This window comes from Mucilaginibacter celer (assembly GCF_003576455.2).
Classification (GTDB): domain Bacteria; phylum Bacteroidota; class Bacteroidia; order Sphingobacteriales; family Sphingobacteriaceae; genus Mucilaginibacter; species Mucilaginibacter celer.
Genome location: NZ_CP032869.1, coordinates 2,416,297 through 2,439,679 on the forward strand (window position 1 = coordinate 2,416,297; position 23,383 = coordinate 2,439,679).

The 23,383-nt window shown below is 43.2% G+C and carries 13 protein-coding genes; 4 read left to right on the forward strand and 9 right to left on the reverse strand.

Features of this window, described 5'->3' with window-relative positions; genetic code table 11:
- Positions 1-157: 157 nt before the first annotated feature.
- Complete coding sequence (locus HYN43_RS09635; RefSeq protein WP_119411494.1) at positions 158-4,306, reverse strand: hybrid sensor histidine kinase/response regulator transcription factor; 4,149 nt, start codon at positions 4,304-4,306, stop codon at positions 158-160.
- Positions 4,307-4,629: 323 nt separating this feature from the next.
- On the opposite strand from HYN43_RS09635, the gene HYN43_RS09645 reads away from it, so the two are divergent.
- The 4 genes from HYN43_RS09645 to fucP all read left to right on the forward strand — a co-directional run bounded on the left by HYN43_RS09645 (position 4,630) and on the right by fucP (position 9,523).
- Complete coding sequence (locus HYN43_RS09645; protein WP_119411676.1) at positions 4,630-5,517, forward strand: helix-turn-helix domain-containing protein; 888 nt, start codon at positions 4,630-4,632, stop codon at positions 5,515-5,517.
- Positions 5,518-5,924: 407 nt separating this feature from the next.
- A complete protein-coding gene (locus HYN43_RS09650; RefSeq protein WP_245447224.1) occupies positions 5,925-6,251 on the forward strand; it encodes an alpha-L-fucosidase in 327 nt (108 codons plus the stop codon).
- Positions 6,251-8,203, forward strand: coding sequence for a glycoside hydrolase family 97 protein (locus tag HYN43_RS30615; RefSeq protein ID WP_119411496.1), 1,953 nt, complete (start codon positions 6,251-6,253; stop codon positions 8,201-8,203). Before HYN43_RS09650 ends, HYN43_RS30615 begins: the two co-directional genes overlap by 1 nt.
- A 51-nt stretch (positions 8,204-8,254) precedes the next feature.
- Positions 8,255-9,523, forward strand: coding sequence for an L-fucose:H+ symporter permease (fucP, locus tag HYN43_RS09660; RefSeq protein WP_119411497.1), 1,269 nt, complete (start codon positions 8,255-8,257; stop codon positions 9,521-9,523).
- On the opposite strand, the gene HYN43_RS09665 is transcribed toward fucP, so the two are convergent.
- The 8 genes from HYN43_RS09665 to HYN43_RS09700 form a co-directional block, all read right to left on the reverse strand.
- On the reverse strand, positions 9,509-9,730 hold the full coding sequence (locus HYN43_RS09665) for a response regulator (protein WP_119411498.1): 222 nt from the start codon (positions 9,728-9,730) through the stop codon (positions 9,509-9,511). The genes fucP and HYN43_RS09665 overlap by 15 nt on opposite strands.
- Positions 9,731-9,961: 231 nt before the next feature.
- Positions 9,962-10,918, reverse strand: coding sequence for a family 43 glycosylhydrolase (locus tag HYN43_RS09670; protein WP_119411499.1), 957 nt, complete (start codon positions 10,916-10,918; stop codon positions 9,962-9,964).
- Positions 10,919-10,938: 20 nt separating this feature from the next.
- On the reverse strand, positions 10,939-13,347 hold the full coding sequence (gene galB, locus HYN43_RS09675; protein WP_119411500.1) for a beta-galactosidase GalB: 2,409 nt from the start codon (positions 13,345-13,347) through the stop codon (positions 10,939-10,941).
- A gap of 56 nt (positions 13,348-13,403) precedes the next feature.
- Entirely contained in the window at positions 13,404-14,585 is a 1,182-nt protein-coding gene (locus tag HYN43_RS09680; protein WP_119411501.1) for an acyltransferase family protein, read from the reverse strand.
- 5 nt (positions 14,586-14,590) lie between these two features.
- A complete protein-coding gene (locus HYN43_RS09685; RefSeq protein ID WP_245447226.1) occupies positions 14,591-16,804 on the reverse strand; it encodes an alpha-N-acetylglucosaminidase in 2,214 nt (737 codons plus the stop codon).
- Between the two features lie 20 nt (positions 16,805-16,824).
- Complete coding sequence (locus HYN43_RS09690; RefSeq protein ID WP_119411503.1) at positions 16,825-18,372, reverse strand: glycoside hydrolase family 28 protein; 1,548 nt, start codon at positions 18,370-18,372, stop codon at positions 16,825-16,827.
- An 80-nt stretch (positions 18,373-18,452) separates the two neighbouring features.
- Positions 18,453-20,069, reverse strand: a complete 1,617-nt coding sequence (locus HYN43_RS09695; RefSeq protein ID WP_119411504.1) for a RagB/SusD family nutrient uptake outer membrane protein — start codon at positions 20,067-20,069, stop codon at positions 18,453-18,455.
- Between the two features lie 24 nt (positions 20,070-20,093).
- Positions 20,094-23,369 (reverse strand): TonB-dependent receptor, encoded by a 3,276-nt coding sequence (locus tag HYN43_RS09700; protein WP_205589907.1) that lies wholly within the window; start codon positions 23,367-23,369, stop codon positions 20,094-20,096.
- Positions 23,370-23,383: the final 14 nt, after the last annotated feature.

Genomic DNA, 23,383 nt, shown 5'->3' on the forward strand with positions numbered 1-23,383 from the left:
AGTACGTAATAGATTGTTTATAAATAGGGATACAAATGTTAAGACAGCATGCCATGTTTGTTCACAGCAGTTTAATATCCCAAAGAGGACTTTTGAACATCCGGCTATACCATTTGATAAGAAGGCCGGAAGCGGAAAGTGCAAATGCTATAAAAGGTTATTTATTTTTTTTTGAGGAATAGGCTGAAGGAAGGCAATTAAACTCAGTTTTAAAACATCGTACAAAATACTTCTGGCTTTTAAAGCCCACCTTGTAGGAGATTTGTGATATGGTTAGCTGCGAATTTTCAAGCAATTGCGCGGCACGTTTGAGGCGGATAGTACGGATCAGGTCCACCGGCGATTTCCCGGTTAAAGCGAGGGTTCTTTTATAGAGGGTTACACGGCTTACACATAGCTCGCTGCTCAGTTCTTCCACCGAAAATTCAGCGTTATCAATGTTCTTTTCAATCAGTTGTACTGTCTTTTTAATAAACGCTTCATCAAACGATTCGGTTTCTATCTCTGTTGGCTTAACATCAAGCTGCTTTTGGTAGGTTTTACGCATATCCTGTTGCATGGCCAGTATGTTTTTAAGCTTCGAGGTAAGGATCTCGAAGTTGAAAGGCTTGGTCAGGTAGTCGTTGGCGCCGGTTTCAAGCCCCTGTAATTGCTGCTCTTCATCAGTTACCGCGGTGAGCAATACTACCGGTATATGGGATGTACGTTTATCGTTGCGTATTTTACGGCACAAATCGACGCCATTCATTTCGGGCATACTGATATCGCTAACTACGAGGTTAGGGTGAAGTGCAAGCGTTTTTTGCCATCCTTCCTTTCCGTTGGCTGCCTCAATGATGTTGAAGGTTTCGCTTAAATTATCTTTCAGATAGAAACGAAAATCCTCATTGTCTTCAACCAGCAATACGGTAAGCTTTCTGTTAATACCACTTCCCGCCTTTGCCAATTCGGTGCTATCTTGTAATTCTGATTTGAGTAAGTTAGTTTCGTAGATGGATAATACAGGCTCCGTTGCCAGGTCAACAGGCATGTGGATAGTAAAAGTGCTACCCTGGCCCAATTCGCTTTGAACTGATATTTCGCCATTATGCAGCTTTACAAATTCCCTGGTTATTGATAAACCTATCCCGCTGCCCTGGTTAACCATGGTGCCTGGTATATCGTTTTGAAAAAAGCGTTCAAAAATGCGATCCTGCTTATCCAATGGGATTCCGATACCTGTATCTATAACTTTTATCTCCAGTTGCTTTGTTTCGACGTTTTTTTCAATTATTGATATCAATACACTAATATTACCACCATCAGGCGTAAACTTAAACGCGTTGGAAAGCAGGTTAAAAATGATTCGCTCAATTTTGTCGTGATCAAAATTGATGATGAGGCTTTTTATTTCCGAATCAAATACCAGCCTGATATTTTTTTTCTCGGCCATATCCGAAAATGAATAAACCATTTCTGTAATAAAATTTACGATGTCCCCGCTCCGGGCATGCAGCCGGAGTTCCTGTACCTCCATTTTCCTGAAGTCGAGCAGTTGATTTACCATATTCAGTAAACGCCTTGCATTTCGGTTAATCATTTGCAACTGGTTTCGCTGCTCTTCGGTTTCGGTTTGCTTTAAAATCTTATCAACCGGTGCCATAATTAATGATAACGGGGTCCTGAATTCGTGGCTTACGTTGGTGAAAAATTTAATTTTCATCATATCAAGCTCGTGCATGCGCCGGGCCTCGTTACGTTCGTTTTCGATCAGCAACTTAGCTTCGCGTTTTTCCTTTTCAATTTCAAACTGCCTTCTTATTTTTTGGATACCTCGCCTCCGCATCAGAAAGAGTGTTGCAACCAAAAGCAAAACGTAAATAACATAAGCAACTTTCGATTTCCAGAAGGGCGGTAATACCTTGATTTTTAACGTAATGCAATCAGGCTCCCACGTCCTTTCCTGGCTGATGGCCCTTACTTTAAAGGTATAGTCGCCGCCGTCAAGGTTGGTATAGGTAGCTTTTCGTGTAGCATTATCCGCATCAATCCAACCCTTATCAAATCCCTCCATCATGTACTGATGCTTTACTTTATTAGGATTAAAAAAATTAAGCGCCGCAAATTCAATCGTAAAAACGTTTTCGCCATGCTTCAGCGTAATATCGCGGGTTGCCGAAATTGATTTAGACAATATTACATGCCCGTTAACTTCTTCATTTGCTTTAATACTTTTATTAAACAGCAAAAAATCTGTGAAAACCAATTTCGGTTTATATATATTGGCATGTATAGTTGAAGGATCGAAAATGTTAAAACCATGTCCCCCTCCAAATATCAGTTTTCCATCGCCGGTTTTAAGAGCGGCCTGAACATTGAATTCCCGGCCCTGTAAGCCATCACTTTCATCAAAGTTTTCAAAGCTAAAGGTGTAAGCTTCTTTTTTGGATGTTACGGATACCTTACTTACTCCGTTTGCCGTACTCAACCAGACAGCTCCCCACCTATCCTCAAGCATATCAAGTACATTATTGTCCGGCAATCCGTTATGTGTCGTTAAAGATTGAAAAGCCCCATTTTTGGGGTTTAAAACATTAACTCCTTCGCGCGTTGTTATCCACATAAGGCCGCGGCTATCCTGGTTAATTCCGTTGACGCTATTGCTTATTAAACCCTTGGCCGCATTCTTATCATTACTGTAATGAATGATGCGGCCTGTGTTTTTTTTAATCACATCGACGCCGAAATAGCCTCCAACCCAAATATTACCCGTTTTATCTTCAAAAAGCGCGGATACGAAAGGGCTTCTGATATCAGTTTGCTTGAATGATGGGGAAAACATTTTTTGCGCACGGTCAAAAACTTGTAATCCGGCGTTAAATGTGCCTACCCATAGCCTGTGAGACGAATCTTCAAGAATATTCCACACCCGGTTGTCTGCAAGGCTACCCGCTACTTTATCATCATGTTTATAATGGATAAACTTACTCCCGTCAAAACAGTCCAGCCCTCCAAAATAGGTCCCTATCCAAAGCTTGTGTTCATGGTCAATGCATAAACTTACAATAACATCACTGCTAAGACTATTTGGATTATCCGGCTCATGTTTATATTGTTTAAAACTTCCCGCCCTGCGATCAAAGTAAATCAAACCTCCGCCATTGGTGCCAATCCACAAGTTGCCGCTTTTGTCTTCAGCAAACTTATTAATGTCTTCAAAAATCAGGCTTTTGGCATCAGACGCGAAATGCCTGTATAGAGGGAACCTGATAATATTTTTATGATAATAACTCACCCCTTCTTTAAATGTGCCGGCCCACATAATACCCGAATCATCTTTATAAAGGGTAACACTATTCTGGCTAAGCGATTTAGCATCATCCTCCCGGTTCAACAAATAAGTTACCGAGAACGTTTTCTTATCCAGCAGGTTAATACCTCCATGATCAGTTGCTATCCACATGAGGCCATCATCAGCTTGAAGAACAGTGCTAATGTTATTTGACTTTAATTTTACCGCGCCCGGTTCGTCGGTAATGTGCATGAATTTCCCTGAAGTAGGACAGTAATAATATGTGCCAGAATTAAAATTAGGAGAATATAACCACAGGTCATTATCGCGGTCGACGGTTATCGCATAGTAACCCTCTTTATTATTTGCAGATCTGGAAAAGATGTCGGTATGGTAGGTAATCTTATCTTGTTTAGGATCGAGCTTTTCAACCACCGCGTCCCGGTAAACCAGCCATATATTACCATTTTTATCCCTGGTAATATCAGCAATAGCGTTTGAATGTAATAATGAGACTAAACCATGATGATAGTACCGTCTGGTTGTTTTTTTTAATTCATTATACCTGTAAAGACCTGAATCGGGACAAATAATCCAAAATTCGCCTTTACCGCCTCGAAGCATTTTAGTAACGTAAGGATATCCCGGAATTTTTAAATAGCCGGTCATTCGTGATACATCACTGTCAAATTGCTCTGTTTCGGGGTTATAATAACAAAAACCGCCCCTTGTTGATACCCACAACATCTTGTCCGGTCCTTCAAAAATCGCTGTTATAAAATCGGCATTGATAGACTTCTTATCGTTGGCATCATGTTTAAATACTTTGAACGTATAACCGTCATAACGATTAAGGCCCGAAGCGGTGCCAAACCACATAAAACCTTCCGAATCCTTAAAAACGCAGTTTACCTGGTTGTGAGATAAGCCATTGCTGATGTTGAGTTGTGAAAACTGGTATTTGCCATTTTGCGCAAATACAACGCTGAACTTCAGGAATAACAAACAAACGCTTAGTGATAATTTATATCTCATTGCATAAAGAACAGGATATTGTAAAGTTTAATTAATAAAATAAGAAACCAGCAACAATGGATATATTTTAAAATGGCTTTTCATAAATATAGCATTTTGAATATAATTCAAAATATTTGTCATGAACCTACTATTAAACCTATCGCCCTTTAAAGGAAATACTGTTCGTTCCAGCCTACATGGGTTAATATCAAACTTATAGCAAATAAATGATACACTGTTATTCAAAATGGACTTTTTATTGTAAAAATCCGACTTTTTGATATCCAATACGCTCAGATACATTGGGGTATATCAAAGCAAATTGCATATTTGTGTTTCAGATGATTAAACGAAATTTAAAACACACGTTCTCTCTGCTCAATGTTGACTATGTAAAGTTGAACGCTAAATGGAATTACAGGAATGTAATCAGCCCATATTACCGAATTTATTACATAGATAGCGGCGAAGGAGAGTTGTCAGATGCAGCTGGATCATTAAAACTTGAACCGGGTTACCTGTACATCATTCCGAGTTTCACCCTTTGTAGCTTAAGCTGCACCGACTACCTGGGGCAGTTCTTTGTTCAATTTTTTGAAGATTCGGTAGACGGAAGCTCTCTTTTTGCCGATAACAGGGTGATATTAAAAGCAAAGGCCACTGAAATGGACATTGCTCTTTTCAACAGGTTGCTTCAGATAAACCCTGGCAGAGGGATTAATCGATCTGATAACCCCAAAGTTTATGAAAAAGACATTTATTATAAGGAGTATCAGGAGCTTAACAACCAACAAAATATTTCTACGTACCTCGAAACGCAGGCGATCCTGACCATGTTGACTGCAAAATTCCTAAATCCGCAATTATTTAAGCATCCCGAGCAGAAAAACATACCAGTTAAAATTGCAGAAACTCTAAATTACATCCTTGTCAATTTGCATCAGGACCTCTCGGTAAACCGGCTTGCTTCCCGGGCCAATCAAAATGTCGATTATTTTTCAAGGCTGTTTAAGCAGCACACGGGAGCCAGGCCATTGAATTATATCAATGAAAAACGTGTTGAACGCGCACAGTACCTGATGGCTACAAGTCGAATGTCGTACTCTGAAATATGCGCGCAAACCGGTTTTATCAACCTTTCCTATTTTTCTAAAACATTTAAAAAGCTAACAGGCACTTCGCCCAGCGAATACAAAAAGCAGATGTACCAGGTTTGTTTTAATCATTAGCAGGTAGTTACTAATACTATGATGTGAAACAAGCCATAATAACTTTTAAGCAGTTTCATTCCGCGCCGTAATAACCAGTCTTCCTACATAGTTCTATTATTGGCAAACACCAATAAATAAGAGAGTTATAATAGATGTCTACTTGCCTGCACGTATCATCAGCACCTGCCCCTATCAACGGCAACCGCATCTCACCCATCAAAAAGTCGGTTTTGTACAAAAAAAAGTCCTATTAGGTCAATTATTTAAATCTTATTTCCATGACATTTGATTGATAATCGATTATACACGAGAGTGCTAATCACTTATCAACCAATTATAAATCATTATGATTCGTAGAGCCGGGTCAGATTCCGGTTTCTGGCAAAATCTAACATTCCTTTAATGTCTTAATTGCCAAACTAATTATGAAAAGAAGAGCATTAATAAAAGGCTTAGCCGCAGGCGTATCATCGCTGTACCTGTCGAGGGGATTTGCAAGTAGCCTTATTCAAACAAATTTAAACGCCGAGACCACTTCCGGACCATTCAAGTCCGGCTGGGATTCGTTAACCCAATACCAGGTACCCGAATGGTTTCGTGATGCCAAATTCGGGATTTGGGCGCATTGGGGCCCGCAATGTCCGCCCGAACGGGGCGACTGGTACGCACGGGGCATGTACCAGGAAGGCAAACTGCCGGAACAGGCTCCTGGTAAAGAAGCGTTTGTTTTAAAAATAGAAGGAGCTGTATAATGATGAACCTAAAAGCCTGCTGCAACTTTGTTGCTGCCACTCTGATGACAATTCCGGCTTTCGCACAATCCTTTAAGCTGGTATCGCCGGATAAAAAAGTTATTGTGGAAGTGAGCAATACCGGCAGCCTGAAATATACTGTTTCAAGCGATGGGCTAACCATCGTTTATCCTTCATTACTCGGTTTTGAGTTTAAGGATGAACCGGCGATGGGGACCAATATGACTGTGACCGATCATAAGGAGCATTCCATAAACCAAACCTGGGTACCTGTAGTAAAAGCCAAACACAGCCTGATAACCGACCGTTACAATGAACTGGAATTAAACCTGATAGAGAAATCAGCACCAATGCGCCGCATGACGATGTGGTTCAGGGCTTATAATGATGGGGTTGCTTTTCGCTACCAGCTATTTGGGGCTGATAAGATAGGCGACGGGCAAATCGTAAAAGAACTTACTGATTTTAATTTATCTGCAAAAGCAAAAACCTGGGTTGCAGATTATGGCAGCTACACCAGTTCGCAGGAAACTGAGTTTAAAGCTAAAAACCTGCACCACATTACCAATAAAACCATCGCGGGCTTACCCCTGCTGGTAGAACTGGACGAACACCATTACGCCGCTTTTACAGAAGCCAATATTGATAATTATCCTGGATTTTATATCGGCTCAACGCAAACTGACACCGTTGCAACCGAAAAGATCAGCCTGACCACTAAGCTGTCGCCCTTGCCCGGCGAAGGTGAAGATGGTGTTAAGGCGCGCTTTACCAATAACGTGTTTACCCCATGGCGTGTAGTAATGCTGGCAGGTACACCGGGTAAACTGATCGAATCTGAACTGATACAAAACCTTAATCCGCCGTGCGTACTTAAAGATGCCGGCTGGATCAGGCCAGGCATGAGCGCCTGGGACAACTGGTGGAGCGGAGATGTAAAAGTGGATATGCCAACCATAAAAAAATATATTGACCTGGCATCAAAAGAACACTGGCCTTATATGCTTATTGATTGGCAATGGTATGGACCGTTTAACAGGCCTGACGCGGACATCACTAAAGTTGCCCCGCAGTTAAACATGCCGGAGATTTTAGCCTATGCTAAAGCAAAAAATGTTAAGTGCTGGCTTTGGCTCTACAGTTCGGATGTTAACCGGAATGATAATTTTGAAAAAGCGTTCCCCCTTTACGAGCAATGGGGTATTGCGGGTATAAAAATTGATTTTATGGATCGCGACGATCAGCAGATGGTAAACTGGTACCGGCTGATTATTCAAACCGCGGCGGAATATCATTTAATGGTTGATTTTCATGGCGCTTTTAAACCAGATGGCATTGAGCGGACATATCCTAATATGGTAACCCGCGAGGGTGTTTTGGGAGAGGAGTATTCCAAGTTTTCTACCAGGATAACAGCAGGGCATAATACCACCTTACCCTTCACCCGGATGCTGGCCGGGCCAATGGATTATACTCCAGGCGGCTTCATCAATGTAAAGAAAAGCGATTTCAGGCAAGGAAGCCCTACCCAGATAATGAACAGCCGTTGTGCCGAGTTAGCCAAATTTGTGATTTATGAAAGCCCGTTTACGGTTTACTGCGATGCACCTGAAAATATCCTGGGGCAGCCTGGTGCCGATTTTCTAAACAAGATTCCTACCGTTTGGGATGATATTAAAGTACTTGGCGGTTATCCCGGCCAATACGTTATTATCGCCAAAAGAAGCGGGAAAGACTGGTATATTGGCGCGATGACCAACGAATCAGAAAGAACGATACAGTTTAAAACGGATTTTTTACCAGCCGGCAATTACATACTGACATCATGGGCAGATGTATTATCGTTTCCCAAAAACCTTACCCGGTCTGAAAGGACGGTATCCGCTAACTCTGTAATCAACATTCGTATGGATAGCGCAGGCGGATGGGTTGGTAAAATAACAGGGAAATAGTTGGCAGAACCCTTTAACGGTTAATCAAAAATTCAATACAATGATCCGATCATGACAAAGAATAACACGCTTTTTCCTTTTATATTAATAACCAGTTTATTCTTTCTGTGGGGCTTTGCGCACAACCTCGACCCTATACTGATACCACACTTAAAAAAATCGTTTACGCTGACTACGGTCCAGGCCACCCTTGTTGATTCGGCGGTATTTATAGCCTATTTCCTGATGGCTTTACCGGCCGGTTTTATCATGAAAAAATATGGCTACAAAGCGGGCATTATTACCGGCCTTCTTGTTTTCGCATTGGGCTCATACCTGTTTATACCTGCCGCCAATACGCAACAATACACGTTTTTCCTGGTAGCTTTATTTATTATAGCATGCGGATTAACTATTTTAGAAACCGCAGCCAACCCCTACGCCTCCTCATTGGGCAACCCGGCAACATCCACACAGAGGCTTAACTTTGCACAATCGTTTAACGGGCTGGCCACCACACTTGCACCGATAATTGGTGCACGTATTATATTAACCAAAGGTTATACAGAGATTCAATTAAACCGAATGACAGAAGAAGGCCGAAAACTGGCGCTGGCTGCCGAGGCATCATCTGTAAAAATGCCTTATTTTATATTAGGTAGTGTGCTGTTATTTATAGCCATACTTTTTGCATTTACACGCTTGCCACGCATTAAGCAACATGAGGGACATGCAGCCAGCAAAAACATTTTCCATGCCTTGAAGCACCGTCACTTAGCCTGGGGTGTTGCCGCCCAATTCTTTTATGTAGGCGCCCAGGTTTGTGTTTTCAGCCTGTTTATCCTTTACGCCACAAAATCGGCCGGTATTACGGAACTGAAAGCGGCAGATTACCTTGGTTTATGTGGTTTCGCATTCCTGGCAGGCAGGTTTATCGGTACATTTTTAATGCGGTATTACAGCTCGGCACTTTTACTTGCGGTTTACGCCGGCGTGAGCGCTTTGCTTTGTATAATTGCCGTATTAGGTCACGGCATGATCACCATTTACACCGTAATCGGTATATGTTTCTTTATGTCGATCATGTTCCCAACGATATTTGCGCTTGGTATAAAAGACCTGAAGGCAGATACGGAATTTGGCAGCAGTCTCATCATCATGTCGATAGTTGGCGGCGCGGTTTTGCCGAGGGCTTTCGGCTATATCAGCGATATAACGGGCAATATTCAATATGGTTACCTGGTACCTATGGTTTGCTTCGCCGTGGTGGCATATTTCGGGTTGAAAGGTCACCACGTAAAAGTAAAGCCCGAAAACATACCGGTATCAGCAATTCTTTAACAATAAACAAACTCCGTCTATCGCGGGCAGATTAATATCAAGTATCAGGAGTTCGATATTTCGATTTTGCAATGTTTCCAGGGCGGCATCAGCGCTGAAATAATTCCCGGCAAGATTAAGAAAGGCTGTTTGGTTTACCATATCGCAAACAAAGGCATTCACATCTTTATCATCTTCTATAACCAAACAGTTCAGCACTTTTTCCATCTTACTAAAATACAAAGTATCTCAACCTATGCAAATACGCCGGTGCAACACTTATTCCGATTTAATTGTTACGTTCAAAAACAAGCTAAAGCCATTGATGAATGATAACTTGTGCATTTTTAATATCCGGTTTGATCAAAAAACATTTTTCTTTAGTAAAAAGAGAAATCATCTATTAACGACCACTTGGGTCAGACCAGGTTTTCATAGTGAAGATTATCAAATTGTCAATTAAACTTTTTTCACCCCTTTAGTGCTCACTTTTTTTATGTCGCCGTTTACATCAAAATTTAAACTATCAAGGCAAAGCTGCCTTAACACAAAAGATTCTTTTTGCGGAAAAATGCGGTGATATAAAATATAGCGCTGCCCTTTATTTAAAAAAGTAGTATGATGTCCGGGGCCAATAACCGTGCTATCAGCAGAGGTATTCAGTATTACCCTATGCTTATTTTCAGTAAAAGGGCCAAGAGGGCTTCTTCCTTTCGCATAACCTACCTGGTAGCTTGCATCGATAGCTTTTCCCTCCGAAAACATAAGGTAATAGGTTTGGTTACGTTTAACCATATGCGCCCCTTCAAAAAAATGCGGCGTGGTAATATCTTTAGGTACCCCATCAAATGATACCATATCGCTTTTAAGCTTTACGGCCATGCAGTGCCCGTTAATCCAGTTATAACCTGATCCCCAATATAGGTAAGCACTCCCGTCGGTATCAATAAAACAATCCGGATCGATATTATGGACTTTAGGATAATCTGTAGATTTTACCATTGGTGAATTGTCCTTTTTCAAGTTTTTCCAGGGGCCAAGCGGCGTGCTACTTACGCCTCCCCAAACCTCTCCTCCTACCGCTACATACATATAAAACCGGCTATCTCTGCCCTTTACTACCGATGGCGCCCAAACCATTTCATCAAGCGAGGTTTTGCTGGTACAGGCCCGCTTTGTTGGCCAATTGATATGATGCCTGTTAAACTTAATAAAATCGGTTGTTTCCAGTACAGCTAATTCGTTAGCCCCCCATGGATCGATTGTAGCATAAATAAAATAGCGGCCTTTATCTTTTACAATAGTAGGATCGGCAAAGTAGCCTCCGGTTATTGGATTAGGTATCATATGCTTTTGCGCGTGCAAAGTGGTGCAATACACCAACAGGAACAAGGCAAATATTAAACGCTGTTTCATGATCGAAGTATTTAATTCAGTTATTTTACAACCAGTTTAATTTCTGCTGCGGGCAGGCCCTCTGCTTTTGCCGAGACCATAACCGTCCCGCTCGTTTCACCCGCCTGTATAACAGCCAAAGCCAGCCCGTTAAACGCGTATCGGTAATTAGCTTTAAAAGGTTCGTGACTTGTCGGATCACCATTATCAACGCCGGCAATAAAGGCATCACCGGTAACCTTAAAAGTTATTTTATTTTTGGCCAATGGAACAAGGTTTCCATCCTTATCCAACACTTTAGCGGTGATAAAGGCCAAATCCGCATCCCCTGCTTTGAGCATACTTTTATCCGCCGAAAGTTGGATAACAGCGGGCGAACCTGCTGTTTTAACCTCTGTTGATAAAACCACAACTCCATTTTTTCGGGATACGGCCCTCAAGGTGCCGGGTTCATACTTTACCCGCCACATTACATGCAGGTCATCAGCCTGTTTCTTTTTTATGCCTAATGATTTTTCATTTAGATAGAGTTCTACTTCATCGGCGTTATTATAATAGGCCCAAACATCCACGGTTTTGCCCGGTTCCCAGTTCCAATGCGGAAATAAATGTAACACAGGTTTATTTGTCCATTCGCTCTGGTACATGTAATAAACATCTTTAGGGAAGCCCGCGAGGTCAATAATACCGAAATAAGAACTGCGCGCGGGCCAGGTGTATGGCGTTGGTTCGCCGAGGTAATCAAAGCCCGTCCAGATGAACATGCCCGAAAGGAAATCGTATTTTTTGATGATCTTCCAGGTTTCTTCGTGAGTAGATCCCCATGGCGTGGAAACATTATCATAGGCCGAAACGGTGAAATCAGGATTCATGGGCTGCTTATCCTCGTCAGACCAGCGACGGATACTATCGCTCGGCATATCATAGATGCCCCGGGTTTCCAATGCCGATGTTGTTTCCGTGCCGATAAATTTCTTATCCGGGTAACGCTCATGAAAACCAACCAGATCGTTGTGATGATAATTATAACCCACCAGATCGATAGCGCCCGACTTGATGATCTGATTTTTGGTATCGGGATGATTGTTGGCGGCCGTAACCGGACGTGTACTATCAAGGTTGTGCACTATCGCGGCCAGATCTTTGGCTATCCTGAAACCGCTGCTATCGCTTTGCTCCGGTATTTCATTACCTATGCTCCATATCATCACCGAAGGATGGTTACGATCTCTCAATACCTGGTCTTCCAAATCGCGCTTATGCCACTGTTTAAAAAACAGGTGGTAATCATATTTCTCCTTCGCCTTTTCCCAGCAGTCAAAAGCCTCATCCATCACTATAAAACCCATTGAATCGGCCAGATTAAGGAGTTCGGGCGATGGCGGGTTGTGCGATGTGCGGATGCCATTGCATCCCATCTCCTTTAATATTTTCAACTGCCTTGCAAGCGCGTGTACATTCAAGGCGGCACCCAGGCAGCCAAGATCATGGTGCAGGCAAACACCTTTTATTTTTACGCTTTCGCCATTCAGAATAAAACCCTTATCGACATCAAAATGAAAATCACGTATCCCAATGGTAGTTGTGTAAGTGTCTAAAACAACATTGCCCGAGATTATTTTTGATACAACCTGATAAAGCGCGGGCTTGGTTACCGACCATAACTTTGGCTTCAACACCAGCAAATCCTGATTAGCAATGGTTAATGAATCTTTGATTAACAGTTGGTTAACTACCCGTCCGCCCACTGCCTTACCGGCCATGTCATACAAGCCGGTAATTAGCTTATATTCGCCCGTCTTCCCTCCTTTGTTACGGATGGTGGTTTTCACGGAAACCTTGGCGCTATCTTCGCTAACCGTGTTGGTAGTAACGAATGTTCCCCACTGATCAACCGCTATTTTATTTACGGTTACCAGGCGCACGTGCCGGTAAATTCCGGATCCGGAATACCAGCGCGAATTGGGCTGCGTGGAATTATCAACCTTTACAGCGATAACATTTTTTTGTCCTCCGTATTTCAAATAAGGTGTTAGCTCGTATCGGAACGAGATATAACCATTAGGCCGGAAGCCAAGGTGATGGCCATTTACCCACACATCGCTTTTTTGATAAACGCCATCAAACTCTATGTAAGTCAATTTTCGTTTATTTGCGTCAGGCACAACAAAAGCTTTCCGGTACCAACCGATACCTCCGGGTAAGGCGCCCCCCTCGGGTTTGGCAGGATTGTCTTTACTGAACTTACCTTCAATACTCCAGTCGTGCGGCAAATTAAGTTTTCGCCATCCGGCATCATTGAAGCCTGCTAATTGAGCATTGGTAACATCACCTAAATTAAACAACCAGTTTTTATCAAAATTTGACACTTGTCTTCCCGGCTGGTTTTGCGCGTGAACAAATACAGCAGTCAGCAGAAAAATAGAAAACAGGAGATATGTGTACTTCATGTTAGTAGTTATAAAATTTTTATCGAAATAGCAGGAGGACACTTCTGCCCATTAAGTCAAATCTTCAGGAAAATCTTATTCCGGTACAAAAAGTAAAGCAGACTCAGCTGTATAAAAACTACAGATATGGCTGCCCATACCGGTTGCCAGCTTTGCGAAAGATGACTGATAATCCCGCCAAAAAAATAGTTGGCAGTATGCTGAAAATCTATTATCCCCTCCGACGCGAGGTAAATGACTATGGAATTTACACCGATAAGCACAAAAGGGAACGCCCATTTACGCCACCCGGCAACATCAATAATAAGATAAAATATTGAAAGGAATACACAACTCCAGCCCCCAACATACAATACGAACGAACTGCTCCATAAGCGTTTATTTATAGGGAAACCAAAATTCCATAACCAGCCGATACCGATAAGTAATAAGCCAGCCACAAATAGTCCGAAGCCTTTTTTCCGCATCGGCCAATCCCAGCGCTCTAACTTTAAAAACTGCCCCGCAAATATGCCTAACATAGCGGTGCCTATAGCAGGGATGGTAGATAGCACGCCCTCAGGATCGTGTACTTTATCATGCAGGCGGCCAGGTAGCAACAAGCGATCTATATAAGATTCGAGGCTCCCGTTCATAGTTAAAACACCTGCGCCATAACCTGGTACGGGGATCCATTCCATGACGGCCCAGTACCCTAACAGCAAAACGCCGAACCATACAGCCTGGCCGCGAATGCCGCAGTTAAGGTATATAATACCCGCAAAAAACCAGGCAAGACCAATACGCCCCAACACGCTGGCAAAGCGGGTATTTTCATAGCCGTTGAATTTGAACAGACCATTAACCACCATGCCTAAAAAAATCAGTATAAGCGCCCTCCTGATCATGGAAATATAAATTTCGCGTTTGGCATTCGGCGGCAACAAATGTGGATGCGCAACGCCATACTTAGCCGCTTTGCTCCCGAGCGAATATGGCATGGAAACCCCTGCGATAAATAGAAACAAAGGAAAGATCATATCATAAAAAGTAATGCCGTTCCACACCGTATGGTGCAACTGGCCCGACATCCATACAAAAACCGGCCAGCCGGTGGCTTTGGCAAGCGCATGTATAACTCGTTCTCCGCTCATGATCCAGAACATATCAAACCCACGGAGCGCATCTAACGATAATAGCCTGGCCGGTTTGGAAATTGATTTTTCGGGCCGAACTACCGGTTTATCTAAATTATTCATGTCCGTTATTTAAGATCATTACCCATGTTAGCCCGGTACTTTTCATACAACTGCTGTGCTATCAGTGTACTGCTACCGACAGGTACAGCCGGGTAGGCTTTTGACGAATTAACCCATCCCCACTCCCAATTTTTTATAGCTTCTTCAAACTGTTTAAAGTCTGGCTCCTTACCTGTTTCCAGCGAACTTTGTAAAAGCTCAAAAAATTTTTGCCACCTCACTTTATAAAAATCGTTAAGCAAACCGCTCCATTGCCTGCATGAATACTCATGCAGCGGACTATCTGCCCCGCCCCATAGGGTGATAAGGTTACGGGCATTTTTTTCATAAAGCGCTTTTTCGGCAGCGTTGGTTCCCCAGGCGCGGGCGTCGGCTATCCACGGCCCAAGCATAAAATCCTTTTGGGTTGCCAGCAGCTTGTCCATATCGGCTATCAGGCTTAAGTAATCGTTGGTGTATTTTACAAAAGCTTTGTCATCTTTATCACGGTAGGCTTTGATCCATTTTAACTGGATAGGCCTGCCATAGTTTGCCAGCACCTGCCGTGTAACATCAACCAGATCATAATTAAAACCGCTGCTTTGTTTGCACTGTGGTACGGCTGCAATCATTTTATCCCACGCCGGAAGCAGATCCTTTCGGTTGTAATTGAGGTGAGTCCGGGTCCATACCGCTGCCGAATCAAGGGTAGGCCTTCCGGTAATGATTGATTCAGCGCCGTCGCGGATATCCTTGCCGTTAAAAACGGTGGCACGCAGTATCTGCCAGGCCTCTTCCGCTTCTTTACTTTTTACGCCATAGCGGTTAAACACATATCGCGGCAACCAATTATCAAGATTGATGGGTTTGTTTTGCCATGTATTTTGCGTCATCAACTCATAAAGTACGGGCGTCTGCTCAATAGCTTCCATAGTTAAACCGATGCCTACCATTTTTCCCGAGGCCGGATCGGCAAGCGCCTGCGCCGGTTGTGAAGCCACGGCCTCAATGCGGCCAAATAAACTGTTGTTGCCGCCGTAATTATGCAGCATATTCCAGATCCAGGGTTTGCCGTAAAAGGCTTCGGTACGTTTCCAAATCGGCTCATAATCGGTATTCAGATCAAGTACGATCATCTGGTCATTAGGTACGGCATTTAATAACGCTTTGATCTGCTCATTTTTCCAAAACTTCCGGTCGCTGAAAAACAGCCAGCCCTGCATCACCCAAACTGCTTTGGGGTCGGCACCTTTCATCCCATCATAAACCCTCGCGCTTAGCTCTGATAGAAATTTAGGATCGTTGGATGGCGGTTCGTTCTCATTAAATGTATCAGCCGAGTACAGATGATCGGTTCCGTAAACTTTGGTTTGTTCCTGTATAAATTTCTTACCTATCTGCGCAAACAAAGGATCTTCCGAATCGAGAATATAAGTATCGGCAAAACCGTTGTTCCAGTTGGTTTGCTTTAGTTTGGCATTTGGATAGTGTTTTTTAAACGAAGCAGGCACATGGCCGGTAAAAGCAGGGAGCACCGGTTTTATACCCAGTTCACGCTCGCGCTGTAATATTTTAACCTGCAGGTCGCGGTGGCTTGTTATCCAGCTTTGGGGCAACGGACCATCCCAGGCATCAATATTGCCCATATAAAACCAGCCAAAATATGCCGGACCGGTAAAAAAACTTTGCATATCCTGGCTACTGAAACCCATTGATTTGTAAACCTTATCCCAAACGTACTCCTGCCCGGTAATAGCCAACGGCATATTGATGCCGTGAAGAGCCATCCAGTCAATTTCTTTTTCCCAGCGCTTCCAATCCCACCAGCTCATGCTGTAGCTATATGTACAGTAGTTAAGGTAATACCGGTATTGGTAAGGCGTACTTTTGCGGATTTTACCAACGGGCATAGGTAACTTGGCTGGCAGCTTCAGATTTGATCCGTTCCAGGTAACCTGGCAGTGTGCGTATTCGGTAAGATAATGGTATAAGGCCGAAGCCACAGCCACGCCGTTATTGCCTCTTAGTATGATCTTTCCATTAGCGCCTTGTACTTCAAAAACGTCCCTCTGCCCGTTAACAGGGAGCGGCTCAACTATAAATTTTTGAGCAGCGGCGGGTATAACCCGTTTTATTAAGGCGTATGATGATGGTATATTTAGTTGCGCCGCGGATTTATTTGCTTTACAGCAAAGGCTGCATAGCAGCATGTAAATAAAAACTTTGGATATGCGGTTCATTTATTTCTTGGCGTATTTTATTACTGGGTTTTGATTACCTGTTGGCGTTTATCGGAAGGTTGTATATCCTGCAGCATCTTCACTTTAACATTATTCAGTAACAGCAATGGCAAAGTTTTAAAGCCGGAGACATCAATCTTTTCGGCGTAAAGTCCGTTCACATCATCAAAAACAAATGGTGTACGGAAATCATAGCCTGTGTAAGTGATGTTTATATTTTTCAAATTGATACCTTCGGTATGCCGGGCGTAGAAAACCGATACAGGCAATTCGCCAAACATTGAAAACTCCGGATAAGCAGATATTTGTTCAGGTATTTTGGCTAAAGAATCAATATTGAAAAAAGCAACCTTTTTTTTAGCAACAGCTGCATAAGTGATATTAATATCTTCGAGCGTAACGTCTCTCACCGGCGAGCCGGGGATACCTGTTACCGACATTGGGAAAACGTTGTGCGCAAACTGTTCGCGCGGGCCATCCATATGATAACCCTGGTCTGGTTTTCCTGCAGGTATTTCGGCTTTAACATCGGCAATATGGATGCCGCTAACTGTACCTGCTGACCTTATTTTTTGGCGTTTGCCTAATCGTATAAAAATTGCGTTACCGGTATTTTTTGCGATTACATGCCTTACATCAATATCTTCGATAATTCCGCCGTCTACAGATTCGATAGCGATGGCCGAACGGAATGTATCATAAACGGAGATATTACTTACTTTTATCTTTTTAAAGCCGCCGAAGGATGCCGTACCCATTTTAAAGGCGCTTGCACTTGAGCGGATTTTACAATCGGCGATAACAATATCTTCACAAAAACTGTTAGGATCGGATGATTTAAGGCAGATGCCATCATCAGCAACGTTAAAAAAGCTGTTAGTAAGCTTAACCTTTTTACAATCCACCAGGTCAATCCCATCGTTATTTAAAAATGTATTGCTGATAACCTTGATATTGTTGATAAACATATTGGTACAGCCACGGTACTCCTGGATCCAGCACAAACCATTTTTAATGATAATGTCGCTGATCTTAACGTTATCGCATTTGTCAAAAAATATCAGTTTCGGGCGATTATCTTCTTCCGGGCGCTTCTGGTGCCATTCATTATAGGTTTTCCACTCCTTGTCTTTGAGGGTGCCTTTCCTGAGCATGCGGTATATATCTTTCAACAATGCCTCACCCCTGCCATCTATTAAACCGGCACCGGTAATTGCAACGTTATTGCAGTTTTTAGCTACAATTAGCGCCGACGCTTTTTCCGGGCCATAGGCTGCGCGTTTAATAGTTGCCAATAGTTGTGCACCCGAAGCTAAACGCAATTCCACATTTGATTTCAGTTCGATAACGCCCGTTACGAATTTTCCCAGCGGTACCAGCACAATGCCACCGCCCGAAGCCGCGCATTGATTAATGGTTTTTTGAATAATAAGCGTGTTATCGGTTTTACCATTGCCAATCGCTCCCGATGCCACGATATTGAAAATTTTATCGTCGGCTTTTGCAAGCTGGTTAAAAATTGCAAGATAAGCGAACCAAACGATAACAAATGCAGATTTGAATTTCATATCAGAATATATGCTGTTACAAACTGAGGAACAAGGCGACGGGACAGGTATCCCGTCGCCGGATTAATCAACTAAATCAATCAGTACCCAGGGTTTTGAACAAGCGCTTTATTTAGCTGCATGGCCTGAGTTGGGATGGGGAAAATACGGTGGTTCGGATCGGCATCAGTTTTAAAGCCCCAGGCTGTTTCATATTTGCCAAACCTGATCATATCGTTCCGGTGCCACGATTCCCAGGCAAACTCTCTGCAACGTTCCGCGTACAGCAGATCGAGCGTTACCGAAGTCCAGGCCGGCGATGTGGTACGCTCAGCACGCAGCATATTAACCAGCGAAAGCGCGGTTTGCCCCTGGGTAGGCGCGCCGCCCCTTAAAATAGCTTCAGCCTTCATCAACAAAATGTCTGAATAACGGAAAACGGGGATATCGTTTTTCATATTCCTGTTTAATGAGGTAGAATCAGGATAAAATTTGATGTTATGGTAGCCCATGTTCCAGCCTATTTCATCGTTTCCTACGTCGAAGGTGCCAACATCCTGTCTTAAAACGATGTTTGGTGTTAACTCAACCTGGTAGGTAATTGATCCGTTAGGATCACTGCCTTTATAAAACTGGTCGTAACTTTGGTTGGTTGTGGTGTAAGTTACAGGGGTTATGCCATCAAACTGGTATTGTTTGCCTGTTAACCATTGTTTGTTCCTGATATCGTTTACGTCATTAAAATTAGCGTAGTACGATGGCAAGGTACTGATAGCGCCATCCGGTGTAAAATTAACCTTGTATTTGTTAACCAACCGTCTTGGCAAATCATAGCGTTGGTGAAGGTTTTGGCTCCTGAAGGGCAGCGTGTTATTTGCCGAAGGGTCAAACGGTATCGCGAATATAAACTCGGCAGTTTGCGGGCCGTTGTTCGGATAAAACATTTTAAGGTAACTGCTTCTTGGCTCAAGGTGGTACGCGCCCGAACTGATCACGTTATCGCAGGCAGCAATACAGTCGTCATAACGTTTGGTGCCGGTATAATACTCGGCATTAAGGTACATTTTAGCCAGCAAAGCGTAAGCCATATATTTTGTTGGCCTGCCGTAAGTAGTTTGCCCTGTAGTGGTGCTTAGCGCAGGTAACGCGGCTTTAATCTCTGATTCGATGAAGTTAAAAACCTCAGTACGGGTTTTATTCGGATGCGGTGTATAGTCGCCGGCGACGGTAACTATCGGCACATTGCCAAAGCTATCCATTTGATAAAAATAAGCTAAGGCCCTAACCATGCGTAGTTCGGCAAGGTCCTGCTGCTTGGCTGTTCCTTCGGGCTCAACCGTTTGAAGTGTCGCCAGGGTTTGATTGGCCAGGCCGATAATGGTAGATGTCCAGGTCCACTCACCGCTCACACCTGGATGGTCTTTTGTCCAGGTATGGTAATGCAATCGCTGATATTCACCCCCATTATACCAGTTGCCGCCGTAAGCAGGGAATATCACCTCGTCGGTACTGGCCGATTGCATAAAAAAGTGTTCGACTGATATATTACCCCTCAAAGCCACATAAACAGGGCCCGCCGCCTGCGCGTACTGAGCTGTATTTTGCGGGAAAACATCTGAAGTTAATTCTGTTTTCACCGGTACCGATACTTTTTGGCACGATGAAAAACCTAACATGAGTATAGCGTAAAAGCCAATGCCTTTTAATATTCTGTTCATGATAATTCTTTTAACTGGTTAAACTTAAAAAGTTACGTTAGCCCCAATCAGCAGCGTCCTGGTTTTGGGATAGAAGTTATTGTAATCTACACCCGGAGAAATACCACCCTGATTAATTTCCGGATCAACACCTTTATACTTTGTGATGATAAACACATTATTCGCCGAAGTATAGATCCTGAAAAGTTTGATGTATTTACTGTTCAGTTTAAAATTATAAGCCAGGGTGGCGTTATCCAAACGCAGGTAGCTTCCGCTTTCCACAAAACGCGACGAATACAGATAAGCGTTATAATCTGCCGCCGATTCGCCGGCCGCATCCTTCAGGATATTGGTGTACTGCGCTGTGTTAGGCCTGAAAAGATCGGCACGTGTGGCATCAAAAATTTTGTTACCAAATACTCCCCTGAAAAAGATATTCAGGTCGAAATTTTTGTAATGAAAATCGTTAGACCAGCCCACAAGCAGTTTAGGCTGCGCGCTGCCCAGGTAATGATAGTCGGTACCTATTGTTGGTGAGGTTGTTAGTTTGCCATCGGCTCCAACAAATTGCGAAACACCGTCGGCATTTTTACCGGCATACTGAAGCGAAAAGAATTGGCCAAGCGGTTTGCCCGATTTCAGGATCTGTAATGAATGGCTGGATTGGCCTGCACCTTCGGGGAAGGAATACAATACCGAATCGCCTCCGGAAAACAGCGGATTAGATAAACTATTGATTACGTTTTTATTATGCGCAAGGTTAATTGAGGTTGACCACCTGAAATTTGGGGTGCGTACCGGCGTGGTGTTAATAGATACCTCGATACCTTTATTAGTCATGCTGCCGCCGTTAGCCACGATACTTCCGGTTGGTACCAGGATAGGATCAACCGCGTAGGAGAAGATCATACCAGTGGTTTTTTTATTATAAACCTCAATCGCGCCGCTTACTTTTCCTTTAAACAGTTCAAAGTCCAGACCAAGGTTGGCGGTAGATGTTTTTTCCCATTGCAGGTTTACGTTTGCTGCCTGGGTAGCGCCCAACGCGTTGATGTAGTTACCATTGCTGTAAAAAGTACCCAAGGTTCCTGATATAGCCTGCGCCGTGTAGGCGTTAAAGCCGGATGAATTACCTGTAATACCATAACTGGCCCGCAGTTTAAGATCATTAACTGTACTGCTTTCTTTCATAAAGCCTTCCTGGCTGATGCGCCAGGCAGCACCTACCGATGGGAAATACCCCCACTGGTGTTCTTTACCGAAAACAGAACTACCATCACGCCTTATTGACCCCTGTAACAGGTATTTTTCATTGTAGTTATAGTTTAACCTGGCAAAGTCGGATATCAGCCTGGTTTCCTGAAATACCCCATCCGGGCCAAAATTAACCTGAAACCCAGATACAGCATACGGGTTACTTAAAGCAAGGTTGTTGTAGCTAACATTATCAACCGGGAAGTTGGAGGTAGTTACCTGGAAACCATCGCCAATAGTATTGTTTTGCCATGAATAGCCCAACACCGCGTTGATGGAGTGGTTTCCAATTTTTTTATCCCAGTTAAAATAGGTTTCTAAAATTTTATTCACTGTTTGCAAGGAACTTCTGGTAGCCTGGCCGTTCGAGCCGAAGGTTTGTTGATTATGATATCCTAAACCCGGGTCGGGATTATCATACAGGCCGTTATAATGCGAAGTAAAATAAGAGGTATAAAACTCTCCGTGTAAAGTATTAGTTTTTAGATAGGATAAATTTAAGTTGTATGTTAAGCCAAAAGGCAGTTTAAGCTGGGTATTGAAAGCGGCAACAAGGTTATTATATTTGGTATCGCTTACGCTATTATTGAGCATAGCCACCGGGTTATAATAGTTTTGCGTTGTTGGATTTTCAAAATAACTGCCATCGGCATTTTTAATAGGCGAAAAAGGCAGGAAAAGCGCAGATTGCAGCAGGATTACGTTACGGTAAGGCACATCGTTAGCATCGCTGTTTGAGTTGGTTACCGATAAGTTGAACTTCAGTTTATCATCAAAAGCGCTTTGTGTTAAGGCTAAGCGGCCAATTACACGCTCCAGGCCTGTGTTGGCAATTATACCATCTTTTTTTACGTAGTTAACGCTGGCGTAATAGCTGCTATGCTCGGTACCGCCGCTAAAGGATAAGTTGTGATTATGTGATATCGCCGTATTGCGTTCGATGGCTTTTTGCCAGTCGGTATTGGCGCCTTTATCGTCGGCAGAAGACGGGGCCTGGTTGTTGGTTTTCAGGAAACTTCTTAATTCGTCGGCATTCATCATGTCAAGCTGGTTTGCCACTTTTTCGGCACCAACATAACCATTGTAAGCTATTGCCAACTGGCCTTTTTTACCTTTTTTGGTGGTAACCATAATAACGCCGTTAGCTGCCCGGTTACCGTAAATGGCGGTCGCCGCCGCGTCTTTTAACACGTCAATGGTGGCAATATCATCTGGTGCAATGGTTGCTATATCAACACCCGGAACACCATCGACAACATAAAACGGCCCCTGGGAACTGTTTATGGTAGATGCACCGCGCAACACTACCGCGGCAGGTTTATTGGGGTCGCCGCTTGCAGTGATGTTCAGTCCCGGAACCTTACCTTGTAATAACTGGCCAACATCTGTAATAGCGCCTTTATTCAGGTCCTTATTGCTTACGGTAGATACCGCGCTGCTTAATGTGGCTCTGGTGGCATTACCGTAACCAATCACAACCACTTCGCTCAAGCCTTTAGAAACCTCAGTGAGTGTAACGTTAAGCGATGTCTGATCCTCAACCAAAACCTCTTTGGTTTCAAAACCCAGGAAACGGAATTGCAAAATATCACCTTTATTAGCGTTGATAGTGTATGAACCATCAACAAGGGTTGATACCGCTGCCTGGCTTCCTTTTATCATAACCGTTACACCAGGTATAGGAGTGCCCTTACTATCGGTAACCTTTCCGGTTATTTTTTTGGGCGCTGCAGGCTGCTCTTCTTCACTTTTATCCTGTTGCTTCGGTGCCGTGCGCTCCTTAATGATAATGGTATTATCATCAAGTTCGTAGGTTAAAGGCTGATCTTTAAAAATCTGGATCAATACCTGGCTAAGTTCCGTATTCACCACATTAATAGTTACTGGCTTTGCCTTAAGCATAACTGCATTGTTAAAAATAAACAGGTAGCCTGTACGTTTATGCAGTTCTTTTAAAACCGATTTCAACTCGCTGTTTTCTTTGGTGATGCTAACTTTTTGCGCCATGGTACGGGCGCTGAGCTGCATAGCCAGCAAGAAAATTAGTAAGCCCGTGATCTTCATCGTCCTTAGTACCA

Excerpts from the sequence above, each read along its gene's own strand:
- HYN43_RS09645 (WP_119411676.1), top strand. The coding sequence starts at position 4,630 with ATGATTAAACGAAATTTAAAACACACGTTCTCTCTGCTCAATGTTGAC.
- HYN43_RS09650 (WP_245447224.1), top strand. The coding sequence starts at position 5,925 with ATGAAAAGAAGAGCATTAATAAAAGGCTTAGCCGCAGGCGTATCATCG.
- fucP (WP_119411497.1), top strand. The coding sequence starts at position 8,255 with ATGACAAAGAATAACACGCTTTTTCCTTTTATATTAATAACCAGTTTA.
- HYN43_RS09635 (WP_119411494.1), bottom strand. The coding sequence starts at position 4,306 with ATGAGATATAAATTATCACTAAGCGTTTGTTTGTTATTCCTGAAGTTC.
- HYN43_RS09695 (WP_119411504.1), bottom strand. The coding sequence starts at position 20,069 with ATGAACAGAATATTAAAAGGCATTGGCTTTTACGCTATACTCATGTTA.
- HYN43_RS09700 (WP_205589907.1), bottom strand. The coding sequence starts at position 23,369 with ATGAAGATCACGGGCTTACTAATTTTCTTGCTGGCTATGCAGCTCAGC.
- HYN43_RS09690 (WP_119411503.1), bottom strand. The coding sequence starts at position 18,372 with ATGAAATTCAAATCTGCATTTGTTATCGTTTGGTTCGCTTATCTTGCA.
- HYN43_RS09665 (WP_119411498.1), bottom strand. The coding sequence starts at position 9,730 with ATGGAAAAAGTGCTGAACTGTTTGGTTATAGAAGATGATAAAGATGTG.
- HYN43_RS09670 (WP_119411499.1), bottom strand. The coding sequence starts at position 10,918 with ATGAAACAGCGTTTAATATTTGCCTTGTTCCTGTTGGTGTATTGCACC.
- HYN43_RS09685 (WP_245447226.1), bottom strand. The coding sequence starts at position 16,804 with ATGAACCGCATATCCAAAGTTTTTATTTACATGCTGCTATGCAGCCTT.
- HYN43_RS30615 (WP_119411496.1), top strand. The coding sequence starts at position 6,251 with ATGATGAACCTAAAAGCCTGCTGCAACTTTGTTGCTGCCACTCTGATG.
- galB (WP_119411500.1), bottom strand. The coding sequence starts at position 13,347 with ATGAAGTACACATATCTCCTGTTTTCTATTTTTCTGCTGACTGCTGTA.
- HYN43_RS09680 (WP_119411501.1), bottom strand. The coding sequence starts at position 14,585 with ATGAATAATTTAGATAAACCGGTAGTTCGGCCCGAAAAATCAATTTCC.